The organism is Streptosporangium sp. LJ11 (genome assembly GCF_051918945.1).
Lineage (GTDB): Bacteria > Actinomycetota > Actinomycetes > Streptosporangiales > Streptosporangiaceae > Streptosporangium.
The window spans coordinates 63,974-83,221 of record NZ_JBPXMB010000035.1; the positions used below are offsets into that span (position 1 = coordinate 63,974).

The 19,248-nt window shown below is 69.4% G+C and carries 21 protein-coding genes and 1 pseudogene; 8 read left to right on the top strand and 14 right to left on the bottom strand.

Translation table 11 applies throughout. From position 1 onward, the window contains the following. Window positions 1-39 precede the first annotated feature (39 nt). Together ACTOQ3_RS37715 and ACTOQ3_RS37720 are read left to right on the top strand one after the other, a co-directional pair. Window positions 40-471: a nuclear transport factor 2 family protein gene (locus tag ACTOQ3_RS37715; RefSeq protein WP_440088404.1), complete on the top strand. Its 432-nt coding sequence runs from the start codon at window positions 40-42 to the stop codon at window positions 469-471. 464 nt (window positions 472-935) lie between these two features. Continuing rightward, a complete protein-coding gene (locus tag ACTOQ3_RS37720) occupies window positions 936-2,093 on the top strand; it encodes an erythromycin esterase family protein (protein ID WP_440088406.1) in 1,158 nt (385 codons plus the stop codon). On the opposite strand, the gene map is transcribed toward ACTOQ3_RS37720, so the two are convergent. Continuing rightward, entirely contained in the window at window positions 2,080-2,871 is a 792-nt protein-coding gene (map, locus tag ACTOQ3_RS37725; protein ID WP_440088409.1) for a type I methionyl aminopeptidase, read from the bottom strand. The two genes, ACTOQ3_RS37720 and map, sit on opposite strands and share 14 nt — an antisense overlap. A 133-nt stretch (window positions 2,872-3,004) precedes the next feature. On the opposite strand from map, the gene ACTOQ3_RS37730 reads away from it, so the two are divergent. Next, window positions 3,005-3,307 (top strand): helix-turn-helix domain-containing protein, encoded by a 303-nt coding sequence (locus tag ACTOQ3_RS37730; protein WP_440088410.1) that lies wholly within the window; start codon window positions 3,005-3,007, stop codon window positions 3,305-3,307. Window positions 3,308-3,650: 343 nt separating this feature from the next. On the opposite strand, the gene ACTOQ3_RS37735 is transcribed toward ACTOQ3_RS37730, so the two are convergent. The 3 genes from ACTOQ3_RS37735 to ACTOQ3_RS37745 all read right to left on the bottom strand — a co-directional run bounded on the left by ACTOQ3_RS37735 (window position 3,651) and on the right by ACTOQ3_RS37745 (window position 6,551). Next, on the bottom strand, window positions 3,651-5,228 hold the full coding sequence (locus ACTOQ3_RS37735) for an MDR family MFS transporter (protein WP_440088412.1): 1,578 nt from the start codon (window positions 5,226-5,228) through the stop codon (window positions 3,651-3,653). 109 nt (window positions 5,229-5,337) lie between these two features. After that, window positions 5,338-5,952, bottom strand: a complete 615-nt coding sequence (locus ACTOQ3_RS37740) for an acyl-CoA-like ligand-binding transcription factor (protein WP_440088414.1) — start codon at window positions 5,950-5,952, stop codon at window positions 5,338-5,340. Window positions 5,953-6,158: 206 nt separating this feature from the next. Beyond that, on the bottom strand, window positions 6,159-6,551 hold the full coding sequence (locus tag ACTOQ3_RS37745; RefSeq protein WP_440088416.1) for a DUF1761 domain-containing protein: 393 nt from the start codon (window positions 6,549-6,551) through the stop codon (window positions 6,159-6,161). A 116-nt stretch (window positions 6,552-6,667) separates the two neighbouring features. Here ACTOQ3_RS37745 and ACTOQ3_RS37750 point away from each other — a divergent pair, with 116 nt between their 5' ends. Continuing rightward, a complete protein-coding gene (locus tag ACTOQ3_RS37750; protein ID WP_440088418.1) occupies window positions 6,668-7,039 on the top strand; it encodes a YciI family protein in 372 nt (123 codons plus the stop codon). Between the two features lie 233 nt (window positions 7,040-7,272). Beyond that, the gene (locus ACTOQ3_RS37755; RefSeq protein WP_440088420.1) at window positions 7,273-7,470 is read left to right on the top strand and encodes a hypothetical protein; all 198 of its coding nucleotides are present in this window, start codon (window positions 7,273-7,275) and stop codon (window positions 7,468-7,470) included. Here ACTOQ3_RS37755 and ACTOQ3_RS37760 read toward each other — a convergent pair. Then, on the bottom strand, window positions 7,434-7,997 hold the full coding sequence (locus ACTOQ3_RS37760) for a hypothetical protein (protein ID WP_440088421.1): 564 nt from the start codon (window positions 7,995-7,997) through the stop codon (window positions 7,434-7,436). The genes ACTOQ3_RS37755 and ACTOQ3_RS37760 overlap by 37 nt on opposite strands. Window positions 7,998-8,158: 161 nt before the next feature. Next, on the bottom strand, window positions 8,159-8,965 hold the full coding sequence (locus ACTOQ3_RS37765) for an MBL fold metallo-hydrolase (RefSeq protein WP_440088422.1): 807 nt from the start codon (window positions 8,963-8,965) through the stop codon (window positions 8,159-8,161). A gap of 20 nt (window positions 8,966-8,985) precedes the next feature. Between ACTOQ3_RS37765 and ACTOQ3_RS37770 the strand changes: the two genes are divergently transcribed. Continuing rightward, complete coding sequence (locus tag ACTOQ3_RS37770) at window positions 8,986-9,306, top strand: hypothetical protein (protein ID WP_440088423.1); 321 nt, start codon at window positions 8,986-8,988, stop codon at window positions 9,304-9,306. A gap of 294 nt (window positions 9,307-9,600) precedes the next feature. On the opposite strand, the gene ACTOQ3_RS37775 is transcribed toward ACTOQ3_RS37770, so the two are convergent. Then, entirely contained in the window at window positions 9,601-10,470 is an 870-nt protein-coding gene (locus tag ACTOQ3_RS37775) for an AraC family transcriptional regulator (protein WP_440088424.1), read from the bottom strand. A gap of 257 nt (window positions 10,471-10,727) precedes the next feature. Next, complete coding sequence (locus ACTOQ3_RS37780; RefSeq protein WP_440088425.1) at window positions 10,728-11,159, bottom strand: alpha/beta fold hydrolase; 432 nt, start codon at window positions 11,157-11,159, stop codon at window positions 10,728-10,730. A gap of 30 nt (window positions 11,160-11,189) precedes the next feature. Between ACTOQ3_RS37780 and ACTOQ3_RS37785 the strand changes: the two genes are divergently transcribed. Continuing rightward, a complete protein-coding gene (locus ACTOQ3_RS37785; RefSeq protein WP_440088426.1) occupies window positions 11,190-11,795 on the top strand; it encodes a helix-turn-helix domain-containing protein in 606 nt (201 codons plus the stop codon). A gap of 292 nt (window positions 11,796-12,087) precedes the next feature. Here the strand turns inward: ACTOQ3_RS37785 and ACTOQ3_RS37790 are convergent, their stop codons facing one another. The 6 genes from ACTOQ3_RS37790 to ACTOQ3_RS37815 form a co-directional block, all read right to left on the bottom strand. Then, window positions 12,088-12,837 carry a MerR family transcriptional regulator gene (locus ACTOQ3_RS37790; RefSeq protein ID WP_440088427.1) on the bottom strand — a complete coding sequence of 250 codons (750 nt, stop codon included), beginning with the start codon at window positions 12,835-12,837 and terminating at the stop codon, window positions 12,088-12,090. A 148-nt stretch (window positions 12,838-12,985) separates the two neighbouring features. Beyond that, on the bottom strand, window positions 12,986-14,374 hold the full coding sequence (locus ACTOQ3_RS37795; protein ID WP_440088429.1) for a serine hydrolase domain-containing protein: 1,389 nt from the start codon (window positions 14,372-14,374) through the stop codon (window positions 12,986-12,988). A 311-nt stretch (window positions 14,375-14,685) separates the two neighbouring features. After that, window positions 14,686-15,846 carry a glycosyltransferase 87 family protein gene (locus tag ACTOQ3_RS37800; RefSeq protein ID WP_440088430.1) on the bottom strand — a complete coding sequence of 387 codons (1,161 nt, stop codon included), beginning with the start codon at window positions 15,844-15,846 and terminating at the stop codon, window positions 14,686-14,688. A 471-nt stretch (window positions 15,847-16,317) separates the two neighbouring features. Then, window positions 16,318-17,409 (bottom strand): Gfo/Idh/MocA family protein, encoded by a 1,092-nt coding sequence (locus ACTOQ3_RS37805; RefSeq protein WP_440088432.1) that lies wholly within the window; start codon window positions 17,407-17,409, stop codon window positions 16,318-16,320. After that, window positions 17,394-18,098, bottom strand: a complete 705-nt coding sequence (locus tag ACTOQ3_RS37810) for a ThuA domain-containing protein (RefSeq protein WP_440088434.1) — start codon at window positions 18,096-18,098, stop codon at window positions 17,394-17,396. Before ACTOQ3_RS37810 ends, ACTOQ3_RS37805 begins: the two co-directional genes overlap by 16 nt. A gap of 168 nt (window positions 18,099-18,266) precedes the next feature. Beyond that, on the bottom strand, window positions 18,267-18,698 hold the full coding sequence (locus tag ACTOQ3_RS37815; protein ID WP_440088436.1) for an MEKHLA domain-containing protein: 432 nt from the start codon (window positions 18,696-18,698) through the stop codon (window positions 18,267-18,269). A 233-nt stretch (window positions 18,699-18,931) separates the two neighbouring features. Between ACTOQ3_RS37815 and ACTOQ3_RS37820 the strand changes: the two are divergent. Further along, a pseudogene (locus tag ACTOQ3_RS37820) lies at window positions 18,932-19,248 on the top strand (histidine kinase); the annotation flags it as partial.

Genomic DNA, 19,248 nt, shown 5'->3' on the forward strand with positions numbered 1-19,248 from the left:
ACCGAGAACTGGCCGTGGGCGGCCGGAATGGAGATCGTCATGACCGCTACCGAAATCCTGATCCGCGTCCTCGCTGACCGTGCCGAGCTGGCCGACCTGGTCGCCCGTCACAGCCTGTGGATCGACGAGGGCCGCTACGACGAGACCGACCGGCTCTTCACCGAGGACGTCGTCGTCAAGTCCCCCCGCGGGGAGGCCCACGGCATCAAGGAGCTCATCGAGCTCGTGAGCGCGCACCGCGTGTACGCCCGCACTTTGCACAACAAGTCCAACCTCGTTATCGAGGTCGACGGCGAGACCGCCACGGTGCGGGCCCACGACGTCGCCGTCTTCGTCATCGACGACAAGACGGAGGCCGTCGCGGCCGGGATCCTCCGCTACGGAGCGCGCCGCACCGGGGGCGGCTGGCGTTTCGACCACCTCGAAATCACCTCGATCGCCATGACCGAGGCCCTTGACCGGGCCCTCTAGGTCGCGCCGGCACGAAACGGACCCGTGCTCACCCCGTCACCGAGGACGCCTCCTCGGCTCGGCCCGGAGGCGTCCTCGGCAGGGGCCGGCGCAGCTCGCCCTCGGGGGCGAGCACGTCGAGGAGGCCTTGCGGGTTTCTGGTCTCGACCGCGCGCCGGAACGACTCCAGAGCCGCCCGGGTCGTGCTGGGGGAGACCGCCTCGCGAGGGCGGCGGGAGCGCCGCCCGACGATGCTCGCGCGGCGGCCGTTTCCCCGTGTCCGTATCAGAGCGTTGCGAGGCCGGCTCGGGGGTCGGGCGCCCGGTCGATGAAGCGAGGTTCCTGATCGCCTGGGTGGACAGGTCGTGCCGCGCGCCGGGCCCACTGCCCTCATGGGTACACCGCCGATTGAAGGTTCATCACGGTGGAGGCGGTGGTTTCCGGCGAAAAGTTTACACCGAATGTTCAACGATACCGTTGAAGGCATGGATATCAAGGACATGGCCCGGCCGCTCGACGGCGAAGGCGTCTCGGCGTTCCTGCGGTCGCTTCCCGCCAAGCCCCTGCTGCTCGGCCTGGGCGAGGCCAGGCACTTCGTGGGGGAGCTGGGCGAGCTGCGCAACGAGATCTTCCGGCATCTGGTCGAGCAGGAGGGCTACCGGTCGTTCGCCATCGAGAGCGACTGTCTCATGGGCCTCGTGGTCGACGACCACATCACGACGGGCGCGGACACGCTCGATGACGTCATGGAACGCGGCTTCAGCCACAACTTCGGCACGTCCCCGGCCAACCGCGAGCTCGTGCGCTGGATGCGGGCGTACAACGAGGAGCATGACGAAAAGCTCCGGTTCTTCGGGTTCGACGGCCCTCTGGAGTACTGGGCGGCGAGCCCGCGCCAGGCGCTCACCGCCCTGCACGACCTCCTCGACGGCCCGCTGCCCTGTACCAGGGAGACCCTCGAGACGCTGCTGGGCCCGGACGAGCGGTGGGCGAACGAGGCCGCGGCCATGGATCCGTCCCAGTCGATCGGCCAGTCCGCCGACGCCCGGCGGCTGCGACTGATCGCCGACGACCTGGTGGCGCTGCTCGACACGCAGCTGCCGCGGCTGGACGCGCGGGACAGGGAGCGGGCGGCACTGTACGGGCGCACCGCCACCGGCCTGCTCCGCTACCACCACTGGATGGCCGACGCGTCCCCGGCGCGGTGGACCCGGCTGTCGGCCCTGCGGGACGCGATGATGGCCGCCAACCTGCGTGCCGTCGCCGGGCGCGGCCCGGCCCTGGTCTTCGCCCACAACCTCCACCTGCAGCGGAACAAGAGCCTCATGCCGCTCGGCGACCAGATGCTGGAGTGGTGGAGCGCGGGGGCGATCGCCGAAGCGCACCTGGGCGACCGGTACGCCTTCCTGGCCTCAGCCCTCGGCACGGTCGGCGACGACACCCCGTCCCCGGACACCGTCGAGGGCGTCCTGTCCGCGCTCCCGTGGGAGCACTCTCTCATCGACGCCCGCCGCCTGGCCGAGGCCGTCACGAAGTTCGTCCCGCGCGTCTCCCATGATTTCCGCTATTTCCCGCTGGACCCGGCCCAGCTCGACATGGTCGACGGCGTCGTCTTCCTCAAGCAGGCTGTCAGGCTGGACTGACGGGCGCGTGCTTCGGCAGGGTGAGGATTTCGGCTCCGTCGTCGGTGATGGCGATCGTGTGCTCGCTGTGTGCCGTCCGGCAGCCTGTCGCACTCCGGAGCGTCCAGCCGTCGGCGTCGGTGACGAGGTCGGCGGTGTCCGCCATGACCCACGGCTCCAGTGCGAGCAGCAGTCCGGGGCGTAGCCTGTACCCACGGCCGGGCCGTCCGGTGTTCGAAACGTGTGGGCCCTGGTGCATCGTTGATCCGATGCCATGACCTCCGAACTCGGTGTTGATCCGGTATCCCGCCTCGCTGAGGACCGAGCCGATGGCATGGGAGATGTCACCGATGCGAGCCCCGGGTCCGGCGGCGGCTATCCCCGCGCTCAACGCGCGTTCGGTCGCGCTGATCATCGCGACGCTCTGCGGGGGCTTCGAGTCGCCCACGATGAAGCTGATGGCGGAGTCCGCGGCGACTCCGCCTTTGGAGACGGCGAGGTCGAGTGTCAGCAGGTCGCCGTCGGCGAGCGTGTAGTCGTGGGGCAGTCCGTGGAGCACGGCGTCGTTGACGGACGTGCAGATGTAGTGGCCGAACGGCCCGCGTCCGAAGGAGGGCTCGTAGTCGACGTAGCAGGACTGCGCTCCAGCCTCGACGATCATGGTCTTGGCCCACCGGTCGATGTCCAGGAGGTTGGTGCCCACTGCGCTGCGGCTCTTCAGCGTCTGCAGGATGTCGGCGACCAGGGCACCGGCCTCCTTCGCCCGGACCAGTTCGGTGGGGTTCAAGATCTCGATCATGCGGCGCCCTTCTCATGCGACCAATAACTATCCCGGCCATATTATCCCGGTGCGGGGGCCTGCACGGACTTCGGATCTTCAAGCGGAGCGAATCCCTCTGATCTCAACCCCGTACGGGCCTAGAATCGGAGCCATGGTCAGGTTGCCGCTCACACCCGCAGAGGTCGAGCGCGGACAGCGCCTCGGTGCCCTGTTGCGTCGCGCCAGGGGGGAGCGCTCGATGCTCGAGACCGCCCTCGATGCAGGCGTCTCGCCGGAGACCCTGCGGAAGATCGAGACGGGCCGCGTGGCGACCCCCGCCTTCCCGACCATCGCGGCGATCGCCGAGGTCCTCGGTCTTTCCCTCGACGCGGTGTGGGCCGAGATCAGCCAGCCTGACGGCGGGGTCGAACCCACAAGATCAGGTCGTAACGCGCGTGAGCGGTTGGCCTCGTAGGTCTCGAGCCCGCAGCTGCGTCACAGGGTCCGGCGAAAGAGAACGCGTGGACGCGGTTCTCGACCGATGCCCCCGGTCGGCGCACCTGGGCAAGGCCGTCGTGGAAGGGGCGCGGGCCTGCGGCGAGGTCGGCGCGGGTGAGGGCGCGGCGCCCCGGAGACCCGCGCCGCACGCCCACGCCCACTACCGTGACGGGGAGGGCTGCCAGGAGAAGATGACGGGCGGTGGTGTGCGCGCCACGAGCGCAGGTCCTGTGCCGTGCGAACCCTGGCCGGTTCGACCCGGCAACCTGCGCTCGTTCTCTCTCGCACCGCGCCCGGGACGCGACCTGGCGGGGAGTCACTCAGTGACCGGCGGTCGTGGCGTGCTCCCGGGCCAGCCGCTCCTCGCCTGACAGCGTGTTGAGCGGCTTCTCCTTGATGAACAGGACCGCCACCAGCGCGAGCGCGGTGAGCGGCACGCCGATGAGGAACAGGTCGGCGGTGGCCGTCGCGTACACGTCCTGGACGACGCGGACGACGGGAGCGGGCAGCTTGGAGATGTCGGGTACGGCGTCGCTGTCGCCGCCCGCGCCGCCGGCGGCCATCGGGCCGAGCTTCTCCGTCATGAGGGTGGTGATCCGGTTGGCCAGCACCGCGCCCAGGGCGCTGACGCCGACGGCGCCGCCCATGCTGCGAAAGAAGGTCAGCGCCGAGGTGGTGACCCCCAGGTCGTGGGCGGGTACGTCGTTCTGGGCGGCGAGGACCAGGTTCTGCATGAGCATGCCGACGCCGACGCCGAGCACCGTCATGTAGAGCCCGAGCACCACCGTGCCGGTCTGGCCGTCGATGGTGCTGAGCAGGCCCATCCCGGCGAGCATGACGACGCCGCCGGCCACCAGGAAGCCCTTCCAGCGACCCCACTTGGTGATGAGCTGGCCGGCCACGGTGGAGGAGATCAGCAGGCCGAACACCATCGGCAGGCTCATCAGGCCGGCGACCGTCGGCGACTTGCCGAGCGCCACCTGGAAGTACTGCGACAGGAAGACCGTGCCGCCGAACATGGCCACGCCGACCAGCACACTCGCCACGGTGGCGAGGGCGACGGTGCGGTTCTTGAAGATCGTCAGGGGGATGATCGGCTCAGCTGCCCGCGACTCCACCCAGACGGCCAGCGCGAGGATGAGCACGGCGCCGCCGACGAGGGCGGCGGTCCACCAGGAGCCCCACTCGAACTGGTTGCCCGCCAGTGACGACCAGATCAGCAGCGTGGACACGCCCACCGTGATCAGCAGGGCGCCCAGGTAGTCGACCTTGACGTCCTTGCGCACCACCGGCAGGTCGAGCGTGCGCTGCAACAGGACGATGGCCAGGATCGTGAACGGCACGCCGATGAGGAAGCACCAGCGCCAGCCGAGCCAGGAGGTGTCCACGAGCACGCCGCCGATGAGCGGGCCCGCCACGGTACCGACGCCGAACACGGCGCCGAAGATGCCGGCGTAGCGGCCGAGCTCACGCGGCGGGATCATGGCCGCCATCACGATCATCGCGAGCGCGGTCATGCCGCCGGCGCCGATGCCCTGCACGACGCGGCTGACGATGAGGATCTCCACGTTCGGCGTGAGGCCCGCGATCAGCGAGCCCACCACGAACAGTCCCAGCGAGAGCTGGATCAGCAGCTTCTTGTTGTAGAGGTCGGCCATCTTGCCCCAGAGCGGCACCGTGGCCGTCATGGCCAGCAGCTCCGAGGTGACGATCCAGGTGTAGACGGTCTGCGAGCCCCGCAGGTCGGTGATGATGCGGGGCAGGGCGTTGGCCACGACGGTCGAGGCCAGGATGGACACGAACATGCCCACCATCAGCCCCGACAGCGCCTGCAGGACCTTTCTCCTGGAGGTGGGCGCCGCGGCCACGGCCTCGGGCTGCGCGCTGGTGGATGTCATCTTTCCTCGATTTCTCAGGTGGGGACCGGCGCTCCGCGAGACTCCAGCGGACGCCGGCGGAACGGAAACGTTCGCGGGGGTGGTCGGAAAAGGACGGTGACCGGGGCGGTCACGGATTGGGCAGGCCTGCGGCGAGCTGGGAGAAGGCCTCGTCGACCAGGTCGGCCAGCGCCGGTCGGCCGCCCGCGGCACTCCAGCGCATCATCGCCGCCCGGAAGGCCGCCATGGCCACCGCGGCGACCAGCTCGGGGTAGCCGCTCGTACCTGGTTCGACGCCGATCCGGCGCGCGACGGCGGCCGACACGGCACGCTCGGTCTCGGTGCCGCCGGCGACCAGCCGCGGCAGGAGTGACGGGTTCTGCTCGAACACCTTCAGCCGCAGCAGCCATTGCTCGCGCTGCTGCTGGACGTGCTCGGCCTCGACCCGCGACATCAGGCGCAGCGCCTCCAGGACCGGCACCTCCGCGGGCACGGCCTCCAGCCTCTCGCGCAGCTCGGCGGCGGACGCGGGGCTCGCGCCGACGAGCGCGTCCTCCTTGGACGGGAAGTAGTTGAAGAACGTACGGGAGGAGAGGTCCACCACCTTGGCGATGTCCTCCACCGTGACACCCGCCAGCCCGTGCTCGGCTACCAGCGTCAGAGCGGCGTGCTCCAAGGCCGCGCGAGTCTCGAGCTTCTTCCGATCTCTGCGGCCGAGCTCGTACGCGCTCTCTACGGGGGTCACGGCGTCAACTGTAGGGAAGAACTTTCAGATTATGCAATGTTTCATATTCTGAAGTGTGAAAGATCACACGCGGAGGCGAGCCGGTGGGACGAGCGAACGCGGAGGAAGGCCGGGCGGCACCGGCATCCGCGCTCCTGCCGGGACTTTTGGCATGGCCGCGGTGAACTGCTCGTCCAGCGCTCCCCGGGTGAGGCCGTTCATGCCCCTCACCTCCATGTCCCGACGATGACCGCGATCGCGGCCACCTTGAGCAGCCAATCTCCCGCGTGGACGGCGGCCGGCCGCCACGGAACCCTCTCGTGCAGCACCGAGCCGATCAACAACACGCAGGGGAAGCCGATCCACAACACGCACGCCAGCCCGAGCGCCTGGGGCCACCCGCTCACACCCACCTCGCCGGTGAGCCACGCGAGGACCACCGCGACCACCGCGCTGCGGCTCAGCTCCGCCATCGCCATCCAGGCCGGCGGCCGCTCCACGGCGGCACGGGCATCGGCCGGCTCCGCCAATCGGGCACCGAACCCCATGTACCAGACAGTGCTCAGCAAGAACGCCGTGACCGTGGCCGCCACGACCGCCAGATAGTTCAGCTCGGTCAACTTCCGGACCTCCTTCGTCTCGAAGCCCTCGGCCGAAGGGCTTTCACCGGGGACGTCGGAGCCGGACGACTATCCTCGACACGCCACACCAGAGAATTTCGGACCGGGAACCTGTCGTGAAATATGTGATTCTGATCTACAGCAACCCGGAGTCCCGGCAGTTGTGGAACCAGCTCTCGGCCGAGCAGCGCCGTGAAGGGCTCGAGGCGTACACCGCCCTCAACGAGGCGCTGGCCGCGAGCGGGGAACTGATCGTCGCGGAGGCTCTCGCCGACCCGGCCATGGGAAGGCGGGTGCGCGCGGAGGCGGGGCAGACGACCGCGACCGATGGCCCCTTCGCCGAGGCCAAGGAACTCATGGCCGGTTTCTACCTCGTCGAGTGCGACGGTATCGACCGTGCACTCGAGATCGCCGCCCGCGTTCCCGAAGCGGCGATGGGCCTGGTCGAGGTGAGGCCGGTGATGGCGCTGTCCGGCTTCAAGGCGTGAGGTACGCGAAGGAGGCGTCAGTGGCTCGCGCGGAATGATGTCAGCCGTCGCGGTGCCGTTCCCCGCTTCGCTGAGACGTTCCCGCCACGGCCGGCGGGACGAGGCGCGCCGCAGTGCCCGCAGTGCCCGCAGTGCCCGCAGTGCCCGCGGTGCCCGCGGTGCCCGCGGCGCCGCCGGGTCGCGGGCCGGCACGTGCGGGGTGTCGAGCACCGCCATGGCGACGTGGAGGGTCGGTGCGGAACGGGCCGGCGCCCGCTCAGCACGGCTCGGCGGCCGGCGCGCTGGGCGTGCTACGGGCGATGGGGTACGAGGCGGGCGCGGCGGCGGGGTTCGAGCGGGCGCGGGTGCCGGGCGGCGGCGTCCCCGTGGGACGGATCGCCACCCGGCGCCGCGATCAGCCGCTGTATGAGACCCAGCCGTACTCGTATTGAGTCCAGCCGTTCTCGTCCCCGGTGTGCCTGCGGCCGGTCATCACCTGGTTGGTGCCGCCCATCGAGGCGTGGTTGTTCTCCCTGACCCAGCCTTCCAGCTGCCTGGGGGTGATCTGCACCGCCTTGCCCTGCCAGAACAGCGCGCCGCTGTAGTAGATGGTGTCGCCGTTCTCGTCCCCGTCGTGCCGGATCCCGGTGATGGCCTGGTTCGCCGGAGTGTGGTAGTCGTGGTCGTTCTCATCCGTCCTGGTGCCCCAGATGTCCAACCTGAGCACCGTGACCTGGATGTTGTCGATGTAGATGCGGCCGCAGTGGAACGTGGTGTCGCCGTTCTCGTCGCCGCGGTGCCCGCGGCCGATCAGCACCTCGTTCGTCGGGCAGCTGAACTTGCTGTTCGACTGTTTCAGGGTCGAGACCTGCCCGGGACGGATTTCGATCGTGGCGGCCGCGGCAGGGCCGGCGGGGACCAGGACGAGAGCGGCGACGGCCGTCGCCGTCAGCGCGGCCGGCAGAGACTTCTTGAGCATGTTCGTGTCCTTCGACGAGAGCCTGCAGTGAGCGGAATCCATGGTCACCGCCACGATGGCGCCTGTCGTCCGCCTGCAAGGTGAGTGCGAGTCCGCCTGCGCGGTGATTGACCCGCTGGGGAGAGGCCGCCACGGTGACGGACCGGCGGCCGCGCGGACCGTCAGCCGCGCAGCGCCGTCCAGGACCCGTGGTCGGCCAGGCGCAGCAGGGACGACAGGCCGGCCTCGTCGAAGGCCGTCTCCACCTCCGCGCGTCCTTCGGAGAAGTGCGTCCATCCGTCGTAGTGGGCCGGGATCACGACCGTGACGCCCAGCACCGCGGCGGCGGCCGCGGCCCGGTGGCCGTCCATCGACACCGGACGTCGCCGGAACTTGCCCGGTACGCGGGCCGCCCCGGCGTTCAGCACCGCCGCGTCGATGTCCGGCACGTGCCGGGCGATCGCGGCCACGGCGCGCATGGAGGCGTTGTCACCGCTGACGTACACGGTGGGCAGGCCCTCGCCCGACAGCACGAAGCCGGTGACCTCGCAGTTGATGTTGCCCTGCGGATCCCGCTCGCCGTCCTCGGGGCCGTGTACGGCGGGGACGGCCAGGACACTCAGGTCGCCGCCGCCGTCCGGACGGGGCAGGACGAAGGTCGTCCAGGGGGCCAGGCCCACCGCCGGCGCGCGGAGCCGGTCGGCCGCGCCGGGCACGGTGAGCGTCAGCGGGGCCGCCAAGGCGAAGGCGCGGCCCTGGTCGTCGAGGTTGTCCGGGTGGACGTCGTGGCTGACCAGAACCAGGTCGACGGCCCCCAACCGGTCCTCGGTCACCGCCGGGCCGAGTGTCTTGGTCAGGTAGCCGTGCGGGCCGGGATCGTCGAACGTCGGGTCCACGACGACGCGCAGGCCGCCGGCGTCGATGACGGTCGTGGGACCGCCCAGCACCGTCGCGGCGCAGTCCTGCCGGGGCAGCTCCTGATCGTTCACGGGTCCATGCTGCAACGCCCGTGAGGCGTCCCCATGCACGACACACCGACCGGCCGCGCCCTTACCCGATCGGCGGCGCCGAAGGGCCGTTCCGTCTCAGCCGGCCCGCACGCGCCGTCCTGACCGGTCACGACGGCATGGTGCGCTCGGTGGCCTTCAGCGGGAACGGCTCACGCCTGGCCTCAGGTACCTACCGCACAGTGCGGTTGTGGGATGTGGCGTTGCCACACGATCTCCTGCGAGCAGTCTGTGGCATCGCACGCCGGGGATTCACTCTTCCGGAGTGGCAGCGGTACTTCCCCAGCGAACCGTATCGGCAAAGCTGCCCCGCCGCCCGGTAGGAACACCACCCTCACATCGGCCGTAGGCCGGTAGCCCAGCGTGGCCGGCCAGATCCGACCTCGGTGGCCGAGGCGTGACAGGAGCGGGGGAGGAGGACTCGCCGCCCTGCCGGAGGACGACCTGCAGCACGCCCGGCCCGGGGATCGGCGGTGGGCGGCCGAGTATCTGACCGCCCACCGCGGCGCCCCCGGCGACCGGCATGTCAGCCGGCGCGTGATCGCCTGCGCCACCCGACCCGCCGTCTCGTAAGCGCCGGCGAGATCACCGCGGGTCAATTCCGTGACCGCCGTCCGTCACGCCGGTTCGACGGGGAGCCACAGCTCGCATGTCGCGGTGCTGAAGTCGTCCGCGCGCTCGAGGACCGAGACGATCGAGGGACCTGACCGCAGACGCCACGGGTTGGAGGGGAACCACTCGGTCGCGGTCGCGGCCCAGGTCGTCTGCAGGGCCTGCGGATGCGGTCCGGCGGTGCGGAAGACCGCCCACCTGCCGGCCGGTACCTCGATGGCGTCGAGGTCGTCGGGGATCGGCGTGTCCCGGGAGACGGCGACCCCGTGCAGGTAGGTCAGTTCGCTCCCCTCTGCGCCGTCGGGGTCGAGGTCGTCGGAGACTTGCAGCAGGCCCACCGGTTCGGTGTCGCCGAGGGCCTTCAGGCGCAGATGCTCCTCCTGCGGCAGTGCGGTGATGTGCTGCTGGATGTGCGGGTTGATGCCCTGATGGATGAGCGGAACCCGGGCTGCGTGTCCGACCAGCCGGAACGCGGGGCGGTCGACGAGGCGGGTTTCCATGGGAATGCTCCCTTCAACGGTCAGGCGGAACCTGAGCTGCGGTTGTGTGCGCAAGGGGCCTCCGTCGCGGCGCACGTCACCGGGACCGGAGCCGTGGACCGCGCGGAACGCGCGTCCGAACGCCTCGGTCGAGCCGTATCCGTGCCGGACGGCGATGCTCAGCAGATCGTCCTGGCCCCGGACGACGTCGGCGGCGGCGACGGTCATGCGGCGGCGGCGCGCATACTCCGACAGCGGCATGCCGGCCAGCGACGAGAACATCCGGCGCAGGTGGTACTCGGTCGTGCCGAGCTCCCTGGCCAGCTCGTGGACGTCGAACTCCTCGGCGAGGTGCTTTTCGACGAGATCGACGAGCTGGTTGAGCGCTGAGATCACGAGGCCTCCTTTCGATGTCAACCCTGCCGGAAGAACCCCGGCCGTACCCGACCGCTGCGATCCGATCCGATCAGGCGACTGGGCGGACGCGGAGCCGACGCACGCCCATGCCACCCTGCGTCGCAGCCCCGCACGCCCGTTCTGAGCCGGGTGAACGGTCTCAGCGTACGTTTTCGTTCCGCCGCGCTCTGAGCTCCGCCCCCGATGAGGCCCTCCGTCCGGGTCCGTGACACCCGACGCGAAGTGGCTGTGAGACCTTATCGGCCGAGGAAGCTCATCAGCTCCGCAGTGACGAACCGAGGGTTCTCCTCGACGAGCCGATGCCCCGCGTGCGGCACGTCCACCGCGCGCACGATCTTGGTCATGCGCGGGGCCACTATGGCTCGGATCGCGTCGAGCTGGCCCTGGGCGGGCATGAGCAGGGTCGGGACGTGTACCGGTGCCGCCGCCGCGGTGTCGCGAACGTCTTTGTCGAGGGCGCGGTAGAGCTCGAAGCCGCCCGGCAGCACCTCTGGCCGGCTGTAGGTCCGTGCGTACTCGTCGATCTCGGCGTCGGTGAACGGGGACCGGTCCGAGGTACCGCCGAACGCCGTTCCGCCGAACGAGACCTGGGGGTGGAACAGAGCCAGGTACTCGCGGACGTCGTCGTCCACGACCGCCTCGGGGACCCAGCACGCAGGGTCTGGCACGAAAACTTGCGATTCTGGCAAGATGGCCTCATGGATCACGAAATGGATGAGGTGCTCGACGCGGTGGGGCCGCGACTTCGCGCACTGCGTCGTCACCGCGGTATCACCCTCGCCGACCTCGCGACGACAACCGGCGTGTCGGAGAGCACCCTGTCCCGGCTGGAGAGCGGGCAGCGCCGGGCGACCCTGGAGTTGCTGCTGCCGCTGGCCCGTACGTACGACGTTCCGCTGGACGACCTGGTGGGCGCCCCGCGCACCGGCGACCCCCGGATCCACCTCACGCCGATCCGGAGGTTCGGGATGACCTTCGTGCCGCTGTCCCGGCGGCCGGGCGGGGTGCAGGCGTTCAAAATGATCATTCCCGCGCAGCCGGAACCGCTCGTACCGACCCCGCAGGCCCATGACGGCTTCGAATGGCTGTACGTGCTCAACGGACGCCTGCGGCTCATCCTCGGTGAGCGAGACCTGACGTTGCCGTCCGGTGAGGCGGCCGAGTTCGACACGTCCTTGCCGCACTGGCTGGGCAGCGCCGACGGCGGCGTGGTCGAGCTTCTCATCCTGTTCGACCCGCAAGGGATGCGTACGCACATACACGCCGATCCGCATCGGCCCTCTCCCGGCAGGAGCCGGCGGTGAGCTCGGCGGGAAATCTTGGTGTTCGCGCGCATCAGTGAGCCGTGCCGCGCGAAAGCCGCGATCGGCAACGTGGCGACCGCGGAGATCGACCGGGTCGAACGCGGTGGCCGCGGCGAGGTTCGACGCCGACCCGGCCCCGGCCGTGGAGCCGCTGGTCAACGGCACCGTGATGTCGGTGATGTACGCGATACTGGTCCTTTGTCCGGTACATCGCCCTGTCCTGCGGTGTCCTTCCGGCGTACTCCGGCCGCCCCTGCTCAAGACCGCGCATCAAGATCAAGGTGGTTTGGGCTCATGACGCCCCCCGCCCACCCACCTCCCGCTCCTTGACGATCTCGGCGAGCCGGCTCCAGGCCGGCGCCGAGGCGCCGACCGACGTGGCGACCAGCCGGGCGATGGCCGAGTCCTGGACCGGCCCCTTCGCGCTCTCGGACCCGCCGTGCCGGTTGGCGAGCCACCGCCACGTGCGGTCGGCCAGCGTGTGAAGGCGCGGATCCTCCGGGGACCAGTCGAACGCCGCGTCGTGGTCGAGGTAGATGGCGCGGAACTCCGGATCGCCGATCGCGTCGCGCTTGTCGGCGATCCAGCCGGCCGCCTCGTCCGGCGAGAGCGACTGCGCCAGGATCCAGCCGTCGCGTTCCATCTGCACCATGCGCCGGCTCACGCCGAGCTCGTGCAACCGGTCGAGATAGTCGGCGACCTCGGCGGAGACGAACAGCCGGTCACCGGCGCCGAGCTGGGCGATCCGCCCGCGGGTGCGCAGGAGTTCCTCGGCCCGTTCCCGCAGGTTGCGGTCGATGTCGGCGATCGCCGCGGCGAACCGGTCGGGATCGGCGGCGAGCAACTCCCTGATGCGCGCGAGCGGCACACCGGCCCCGGCGAGCGTCTTGATCTTGATCAGGTCTATGGCGTGCTGGACGTCGTAGCGCCGATAGCCCGACGAGTCGCGCGGTGGCTCGGCGAGCAGGCCGCGCTGGTGGTAGTGACGGACGGCCTTGATCGTCACGCCCGCGTAGTCGGCGAGCCGGCCGATGGTGATCATATGCTTCGGTCTCCTTCGAGCGACTCGCCGTCCGGGGCATTCATCATGGCAGCGGGTACCGTGGCGGAACACGGCCTCAAAGCCCGCGGAGGAGCCCGTGTGCACACCACCGACGCGGGTGAACCCGCGCGGGAGCGGCCACGGGGCTTCACTCGCGGATCGGCGCGATCCGGTTGGCCAGCCGGCCGGCGAGGTCGACTCCCACGACCGCGCCGCCGGCGTCGCGGGTGAAGAAGCCGCGCTGCCCCTCCAGCCCGCCGCCGGTGACGATGTATTCGTCGGTGTCGCCGGGCAGCAGGCCGACCGCGGCCGGTGGGAGGTCCGGGGGCAGTTCGGTGTCCATCGCCGCACGGACCTCCGGCTTGATCCCGCATTCGATCGTCAGCCCGGCTCCGTCCGTGGCGATGGTGAGCGTCATCATCTCGTTCTCGTACCTCCCGGCGATCTCCCGGGCCCGGGCGTCGTCGTAGGGGAGCGGCTCGGGGTCCCGGTCGACCACCCCGAGATGGTGCGCAAGCGCCCAGCGCACGACGGCTCGGTTGAAGGCGAGACCCTCGTCCGGGCCGGCGTTGGACACCGCGACGACGGCGAAGCCGCGTTCGGGCACGGTGAGGAGCTCGGCGAACTGGCCGTTGGCCGACCCGCCGTGCCCGGCGGTGCGCACGCCGTCCACCTCGCGCAGGAACCAGCCGACGCCCAGGGCGTCACCGAGCGAGCTGGCGCGCAACGCGACCGTCGCCTCCCTCATCCGCCGCAGCGCCTCGGCGGGCAGCAGGCGGGCACCGCTCTGCGCGCGGCCGTCACCGAGATGGAAGCGCGCCCACCGCAGCTGGTCGGCCACCGAGGAGGCCAGGCCCCCGCCGGGGTTGTCGGCGCGCCAGTGCTTCCACGGCCGCGCGACCGACAGCGCGCCGTCCCGGCCGCGCTCGTGCCCCACGGCGAACCGCCGGGTCATCACCTCGGCGGGCGCGAAGAAGCTGCTCGCCAACCCCAGCGGCTCCAAGACGAGCGAGGCCACGGCCCGCTCGTAGGCCAATCCGGTGACCTTCTCGATGACCCGCCCGGCCAGGTTGTAGCCCGCCTGGCTGTAGGAGGCCCGATCACCGGGCCGGCCGATCAGGTCCAGACCGGCCATCTTCGCCACGTACCCGGCCAGCGCGTCGTCTCCCTCGCCGGTGTCGACGATGACCCCCCAGTCCAGGCCCGCGGTGTGATTGAGCAGGTTCATCACGGTGATCTGCGCCGCGGCCCGCTCGTCGGCGAGCACGAGTTCGGGAACGTAGCGGCGCACCGGCGCCCGCAGCTCGACCCGTCCCTGCGCGACCAGGCGCATCAGCGCGGTCGCGGTGTAGGTCTTGGTGACCGAGCCCAGCACGAACAGCGTGTCCCGGTCGACCGGCAGCGGGTTGTCGACGCTCGTCACCCCGTGACACGCGTAAACCTCCCGGCCCTCGGCCCATACCCCGACCGCGACACCGGGAATGCCGAACTTCGTGGCCGTCACCTCGACGAACTCCGCCAGCGCCTCGTGTGGCATCTCATCTCCTGGGTTCGAGCTCATGTTCATACGCAAATGCTCGAACCCTGCCCTTGGGGCAAGGTCAACCCCTGATCTGGAGCGATGCTGCTCGGACGACGAAGGTTCGGTCCTTCGGAGTCGCCCTGCGGGAGGCTCCGAACCGCCTCATGCTGCGTTTGCCGAAGACAGCCGTGGTTGGGCGATGAGGAAAGGCGCTGCAGGTCAAGCCACCGCTATCGGGACACCTCATGCACTTCAGGTGTTTTCGCGACGACCAGCTGCCGGCTCACACCGAGGTCAGGCCGTACGACCCTGACCGTTGAAGGTCCCTAGCCGTCGCCTGGCCCGCGTCGTCTCTGCCGCCGATCGCCCCGGCCAAAATAAATCGCAAGCGCCAGCAATGTCGACAATCCGCTGAGCACATAACTACCCGTCAGCAACATCAGCCACATTCCGGCGTGGGACGGATATATTATAAGTATCGCCAGGGCGATATATCCAGGCAGCAAGAAGATGAACCACAAGAACCCCACGCCCACCTTCTCGAACGTAGCGTCCAAGCGCTGAGCGCGTTGTCCCCAGAGCACCAAGAGCGGTATGCACCAGACCCAATGGTGCGGCCAAGAAACGGGAGAAACAAGCAGTCCCACGATGGCGCAGGCAGTTATTCCGGCTAGCTCGCCCGCCTTCTTCGCGGTCCATGCGGCGACTAAAAGACCACCCGTGCCGACTACCGCACACAGGGCGAGCCAGAGAGGCACGGTGGGCCAAGAGCCGGGCATGAGCATAAGCATGCCGCGAAGCGATTGATTGAAAAAATTCGCGCCCTGCTCGGTGACCACCCGTTGCGTGTCGAAAAACGCGCCGCCCCAGTAATCACGCGAATCGGCCGGCAGCAGCAGGAATCCGAGGGCTACTGTGCCGAGAAAACCAAGGCCAGTCATCAGGGCGGCCCGGAAACGACGCGTGATGAGAAGATAGGGGATGAATATCAGCGGGGTGAGTTTGATGCCGGCGGCAATGCCCGTTCCTATGCCGCGCCACTTCTCTTTGCCGTGCGTCAGGTCCACGACTATCGCCAGTAGCAGAATAATACCTATTTGCCCGTTCCACAGCGTTAGCGTTACCGGGTACAAGGGAAGTATCGCGATAACGACCAACAAAGCGTGAGTTGCCCGGCGACTATTGCGCCTCACCGCAGCGCGGCCGATGAGAATCCATATCACCGCCTCAAGGGCGAGTATGGAGACCAGCACCCAGAGGGCGACGGCGATCTCCATTCGGACCAAGGCGAGAGGCGTGAACAGCATTGCCGCGAACGGTGAATAGGTGAACTTCATCCACCTTTCACCTATGGCAAAGTCATAGACGGAGGTACGCCGCAGTACCGCCGCTCCGCCTTCCCGGTAAACCTCCAGATCAATCCAGCCCTCCGCATAGATCACGTTGAAGGCGAAGGCCGTCAGCGCGCCACTCAACGCGATCAACACTCCGCATGCGATTTGGAAAGAGCCGCCATCTCTCCTGTCCAAACGAATTCGCGGACCGGCTGACACCGAGGAAGGCATGGCAACTCCCGACTTGGCTACGGTGCACGCTAGCCACGCCGGCTTGTCCAAAGCTTGTCGTGCCTCGCCTGTACCGACCGTTCGCCGGTCAGGGCTCTGGTGCGGGCCTTCCCCTGACCCGGAGCTCGTCGATCCTCGTCTGCCGGGTCTGCCGATCGGCGATCCGTGGAAGGGGGTTTTCGGCCGCTGACGTCTCTGTCATGCGACCTGTCTCACCCGGTTGGAGAGTGCGGAACAACAGCTTCGCCCGATCGTGGTCGGATACCGATCCTGAAGACGCCGGAGCCACGGTCCCGGAGGGGATCGAGTGGCAGGGCCGGCCACTCGATCCCGCCACCCGGTGACATCCATCGATGCGATCCACGTGCGGATGGCGCCGTCAAGGCGTGCGGCTCATCGCAGGGCTGGGCGGAAGGCCACGGGCTGGGGCCGCTCGCAGGTGCTGGTGACGGTCACCGCCGTTCTGGAGTGCGCCGAGGACAGCAGGGACTCCATGATGTCGAGCACGTGGTACGCCAGCGTTCCGCCCGCGCGGGACTCTTGGCCCGCCGGGGTCGTGGCGAGATCGGCGAGGCCCACGCCGCGCCCGGCCCCGACGTGGCCGGCCGTGGCGGGGAGGGGCTCCCAGCCTTCTTCGCCCATCCTCGCCAGCAGCACGGGGCCGTCGAAGTGGTTCGGGTCGGGGACGGAGAGCGAGCCTCGTTCCCCGTGCACCTCGATGGGGGGCGCACCGGTGGCCGCTCCCTCGAAGCCCATCACCAGCGTTGACAGCGCCCCCGACGCGTGGACCAGCACGCCGGTGACGTGGGTGTCGACGGCGACGGGGATCTCCTCGCCGAGACGGGGGCCGGTGCCGATGGTCCGCCTGGCCCGGGTGCGGCTGGCGGCGCCGATGACCGTCGTCACCGGCCCGAGCAGCGTGACCAGGCTGGTGATGTAGTACGGGCCCATGTCCATGAGCGGACCGCCGCCGGGGGCGTAGTAGAAGTCGGGGTTGGGGTGCCAGCGCTCGTGGCCGGGCGTCAGCATGGTCGCGGTCGCCGCGACCGGCCTGCCGATCAGGCCGTCGTCGATCGCCTTGCGCGCGGTCTGCGTGCCGGTGCCGAGCACGGTGTCCGGTGCGCAGCCCACCCGTACTCCGGCCTCGGCGGCCGCGCGCAGCACCCGCGCGGCGTCGGTGGTGGTCGCGGCGAGGGGCTTTTCCGAGTAGACGTCCTTGCCGGACGCGACGGCCTGCAGTGTGATCTCGGCGTGCGCGGCGGGAATGGTCAGGTTCAGCACGATGTCGACGCGCGGATCTGCCATGAGCTCCGCCACGCTCAGCACCTCGACCTCCGGATATCCCCGCACCGCCTCTCTCGCCCGTTCGGGGTCGAGATCGGCCACGGCGACGAGTCGCAGCTCCGGCAGCCATTCGATGCTCCGGACGTACTGGCCGAAGATGAACCCGCACCCGACGACGCCGACGTTCACCGGCCGGCCCACAGCATCCCCCTTTCGATGACGGTGCGCACGCTGTGGTCGCGCAGGACGCCGAGGTCGTGTCCGGGCGTCGCGACGAAGATCTTTCCGTCGCCCCAGCCGCGGGTCCAGATCGCCGGCGAGGTGACCTCCCTGTGCCAGGGGTCCCAAGGGCGAACCTTCTGGGTCGTGGTGGCCAGCACGTCGATGTACTCGTCGGTCAGCACCCAGTACTGCTCGGTGACGAGGTCGAAGTCGGCGATGCCCGCGGTGATCGGGTGGGTCGCGGCCTCGGGCAGCATGGTGACGGTGTACGGGATGAAGTTGTCGGCCTGCGAGCCGTCCTGCTCGGCCGGGTCCTTGCCGGGGTGGCAGGCGAACTGCCCGCCGATGAGGTGCAGGTATTCGGAGCAGCCGCGGAAGGCGTCGGCGATGCCGCCGTGCCAGCCGGCCATTCCGGTACCGGCGCGGATCGCGGCCTCGAGCCCGCGCATCTCGGCCGGCTCGATCGTGCCCATGGTGTAGCACTGCACGATGAGGTCGACACCGGACATGAACGCGGGGTCGGCGTACGGCGCGGGGGAGTCCGCCCGATGCACCTCGAACCCGTGCTCCTGGAGAAAGGGAACGAAGAGTTCGGTGGCGGCCACCGGATCGTGCCCTTCCCAGCCGCCCCGGACCACCAGAGCTCTGCGCGCGCGATCGCCTGTCATGCTTTCACCTATCGCTCGGGGACAAACGACTGCAATCTTCACATTTCACGGCTGGGATCACTATCACTCGAGCATCATTGGTCACCCGTGAGGCGGGTGGCCCGGCTTCCAGCGCCCGGGCCGGCACCCGTTCGGTTCGGTCTTCGCCCGGTTTCGCCGTACCGGATGTCAGGCGTCTCGCCAGCGCTGGAAGGTCGCAGCCTGGCCCACGAGTACGCCGTCGCCGTCCACCAGGTTCCACATCGTCACGTCCTCGATCCAGAACCGGCGGCCGGACTTGGCGATGCGCTGTCCCCGGTAGCCCGTCGCGAAGCCGTCCCGATGCACGGCGTCCAGGAGTCGCCGGCGGTCCTCGCGGCGGTCAGGCTCCGCCGAGAGACGGGAGGGCAGGCCGACGAACTCCCCGTGGTCGTACTCGAAGCATCGCTGGGCGGTGACGTTCGCGTAGGTGAAGCGGGGGTCGTCCGCCGCGTCATGCGCGAGCACGCCGAAGGGCGCGTCCTCGTACAGCCAGCGCGCCGTGGTCTCGGGACCTGCCAGCGGGGTGCCGACGAGGCGCAGGTGGCTGCCTGTCAGCAGGTCGAAGAGGTCGGGGTTCACGGAGCAGCCGTTCGTAGTTCCTATTCGTCGCATTTAAGGATAAAACACCTGAAAACACCCATATACGGACGCGGCTATCGGGCCGACGGGGTCGAGCAGGGCTTTCACGACACCGTGCGGTTGCTCCCGCCGCACGAGCGGAGCCGACACCACGGTGGCGAGCGGCGGGGCTGACGTAGACGATCTCCGGCGCGGAGTGGGCGTCGGCGCCGTCGGATGCGAGACTTCGCCGCATGATGGAAAAGGAGCCGCGTTCCCTGATCCCGAACATGCGGCTGGACGAGTTGCTGTCGGAGTTGCAGGGGCGTCTGGAGGCGGTGCTGGCCACCCGCGACCGGGTGCACGCGCTGCTGGAGGCCGTGGTCGCGGTGGGCAGTGACCTGGACCTGGAGACCGTGCTGCGCCGGATCGTGGAGACCGCCACCAGGCTGGTCGACGCCACCTATGGCGCGCTGGGTGTGGCCGGGGAGCAGAGCACGCTGGTGCAGTTCGTCCCGGTGGGGCTGAGCGAGGAGGAGATCGCGCGGATCGAGCACTGGCCGCACGGGCT

What these genes read in the sequence shown, in the direction of transcription:
- ACTOQ3_RS37720 (WP_440088406.1), top strand. Translation starts at nt 936, where the DNA reads ATGGATATCAAGGACATGGCCCGGCCGCTCGACGGCGAAGGCGTCTCG.
- ACTOQ3_RS37715 (WP_440088404.1), top strand. Translation starts at nt 40, where the DNA reads ATGACCGCTACCGAAATCCTGATCCGCGTCCTCGCTGACCGTGCCGAG.
- ACTOQ3_RS37795 (WP_440088429.1), bottom strand. Translation starts at nt 14,374, where the DNA reads ATGCCACACGAGGCGCTGGCGGAGTTCGTCGAGGTGACGGCCACGAAG.
- ACTOQ3_RS37810 (WP_440088434.1), bottom strand. Translation starts at nt 18,098, where the DNA reads ATGACAGGCGATCGCGCGCGCAGAGCTCTGGTGGTCCGGGGCGGCTGG.
- ACTOQ3_RS37735 (WP_440088412.1), bottom strand. Translation starts at nt 5,228, where the DNA reads ATGACATCCACCAGCGCGCAGCCCGAGGCCGTGGCCGCGGCGCCCACC.
- ACTOQ3_RS37790 (WP_440088427.1), bottom strand. Translation starts at nt 12,837, where the DNA reads ATGATCACCATCGGCCGGCTCGCCGACTACGCGGGCGTGACGATCAAG.
- ACTOQ3_RS37785 (WP_440088426.1), top strand. Translation starts at nt 11,190, where the DNA reads ATGGATCACGAAATGGATGAGGTGCTCGACGCGGTGGGGCCGCGACTT.
- ACTOQ3_RS37760 (WP_440088421.1), bottom strand. Translation starts at nt 7,997, where the DNA reads ATGCTCAAGAAGTCTCTGCCGGCCGCGCTGACGGCGACGGCCGTCGCC.
- ACTOQ3_RS37730 (WP_440088410.1), top strand. Translation starts at nt 3,005, where the DNA reads ATGGTCAGGTTGCCGCTCACACCCGCAGAGGTCGAGCGCGGACAGCGC.
- map (WP_440088409.1), bottom strand. Translation starts at nt 2,871, where the DNA reads ATGATCGAGATCTTGAACCCCACCGAACTGGTCCGGGCGAAGGAGGCC.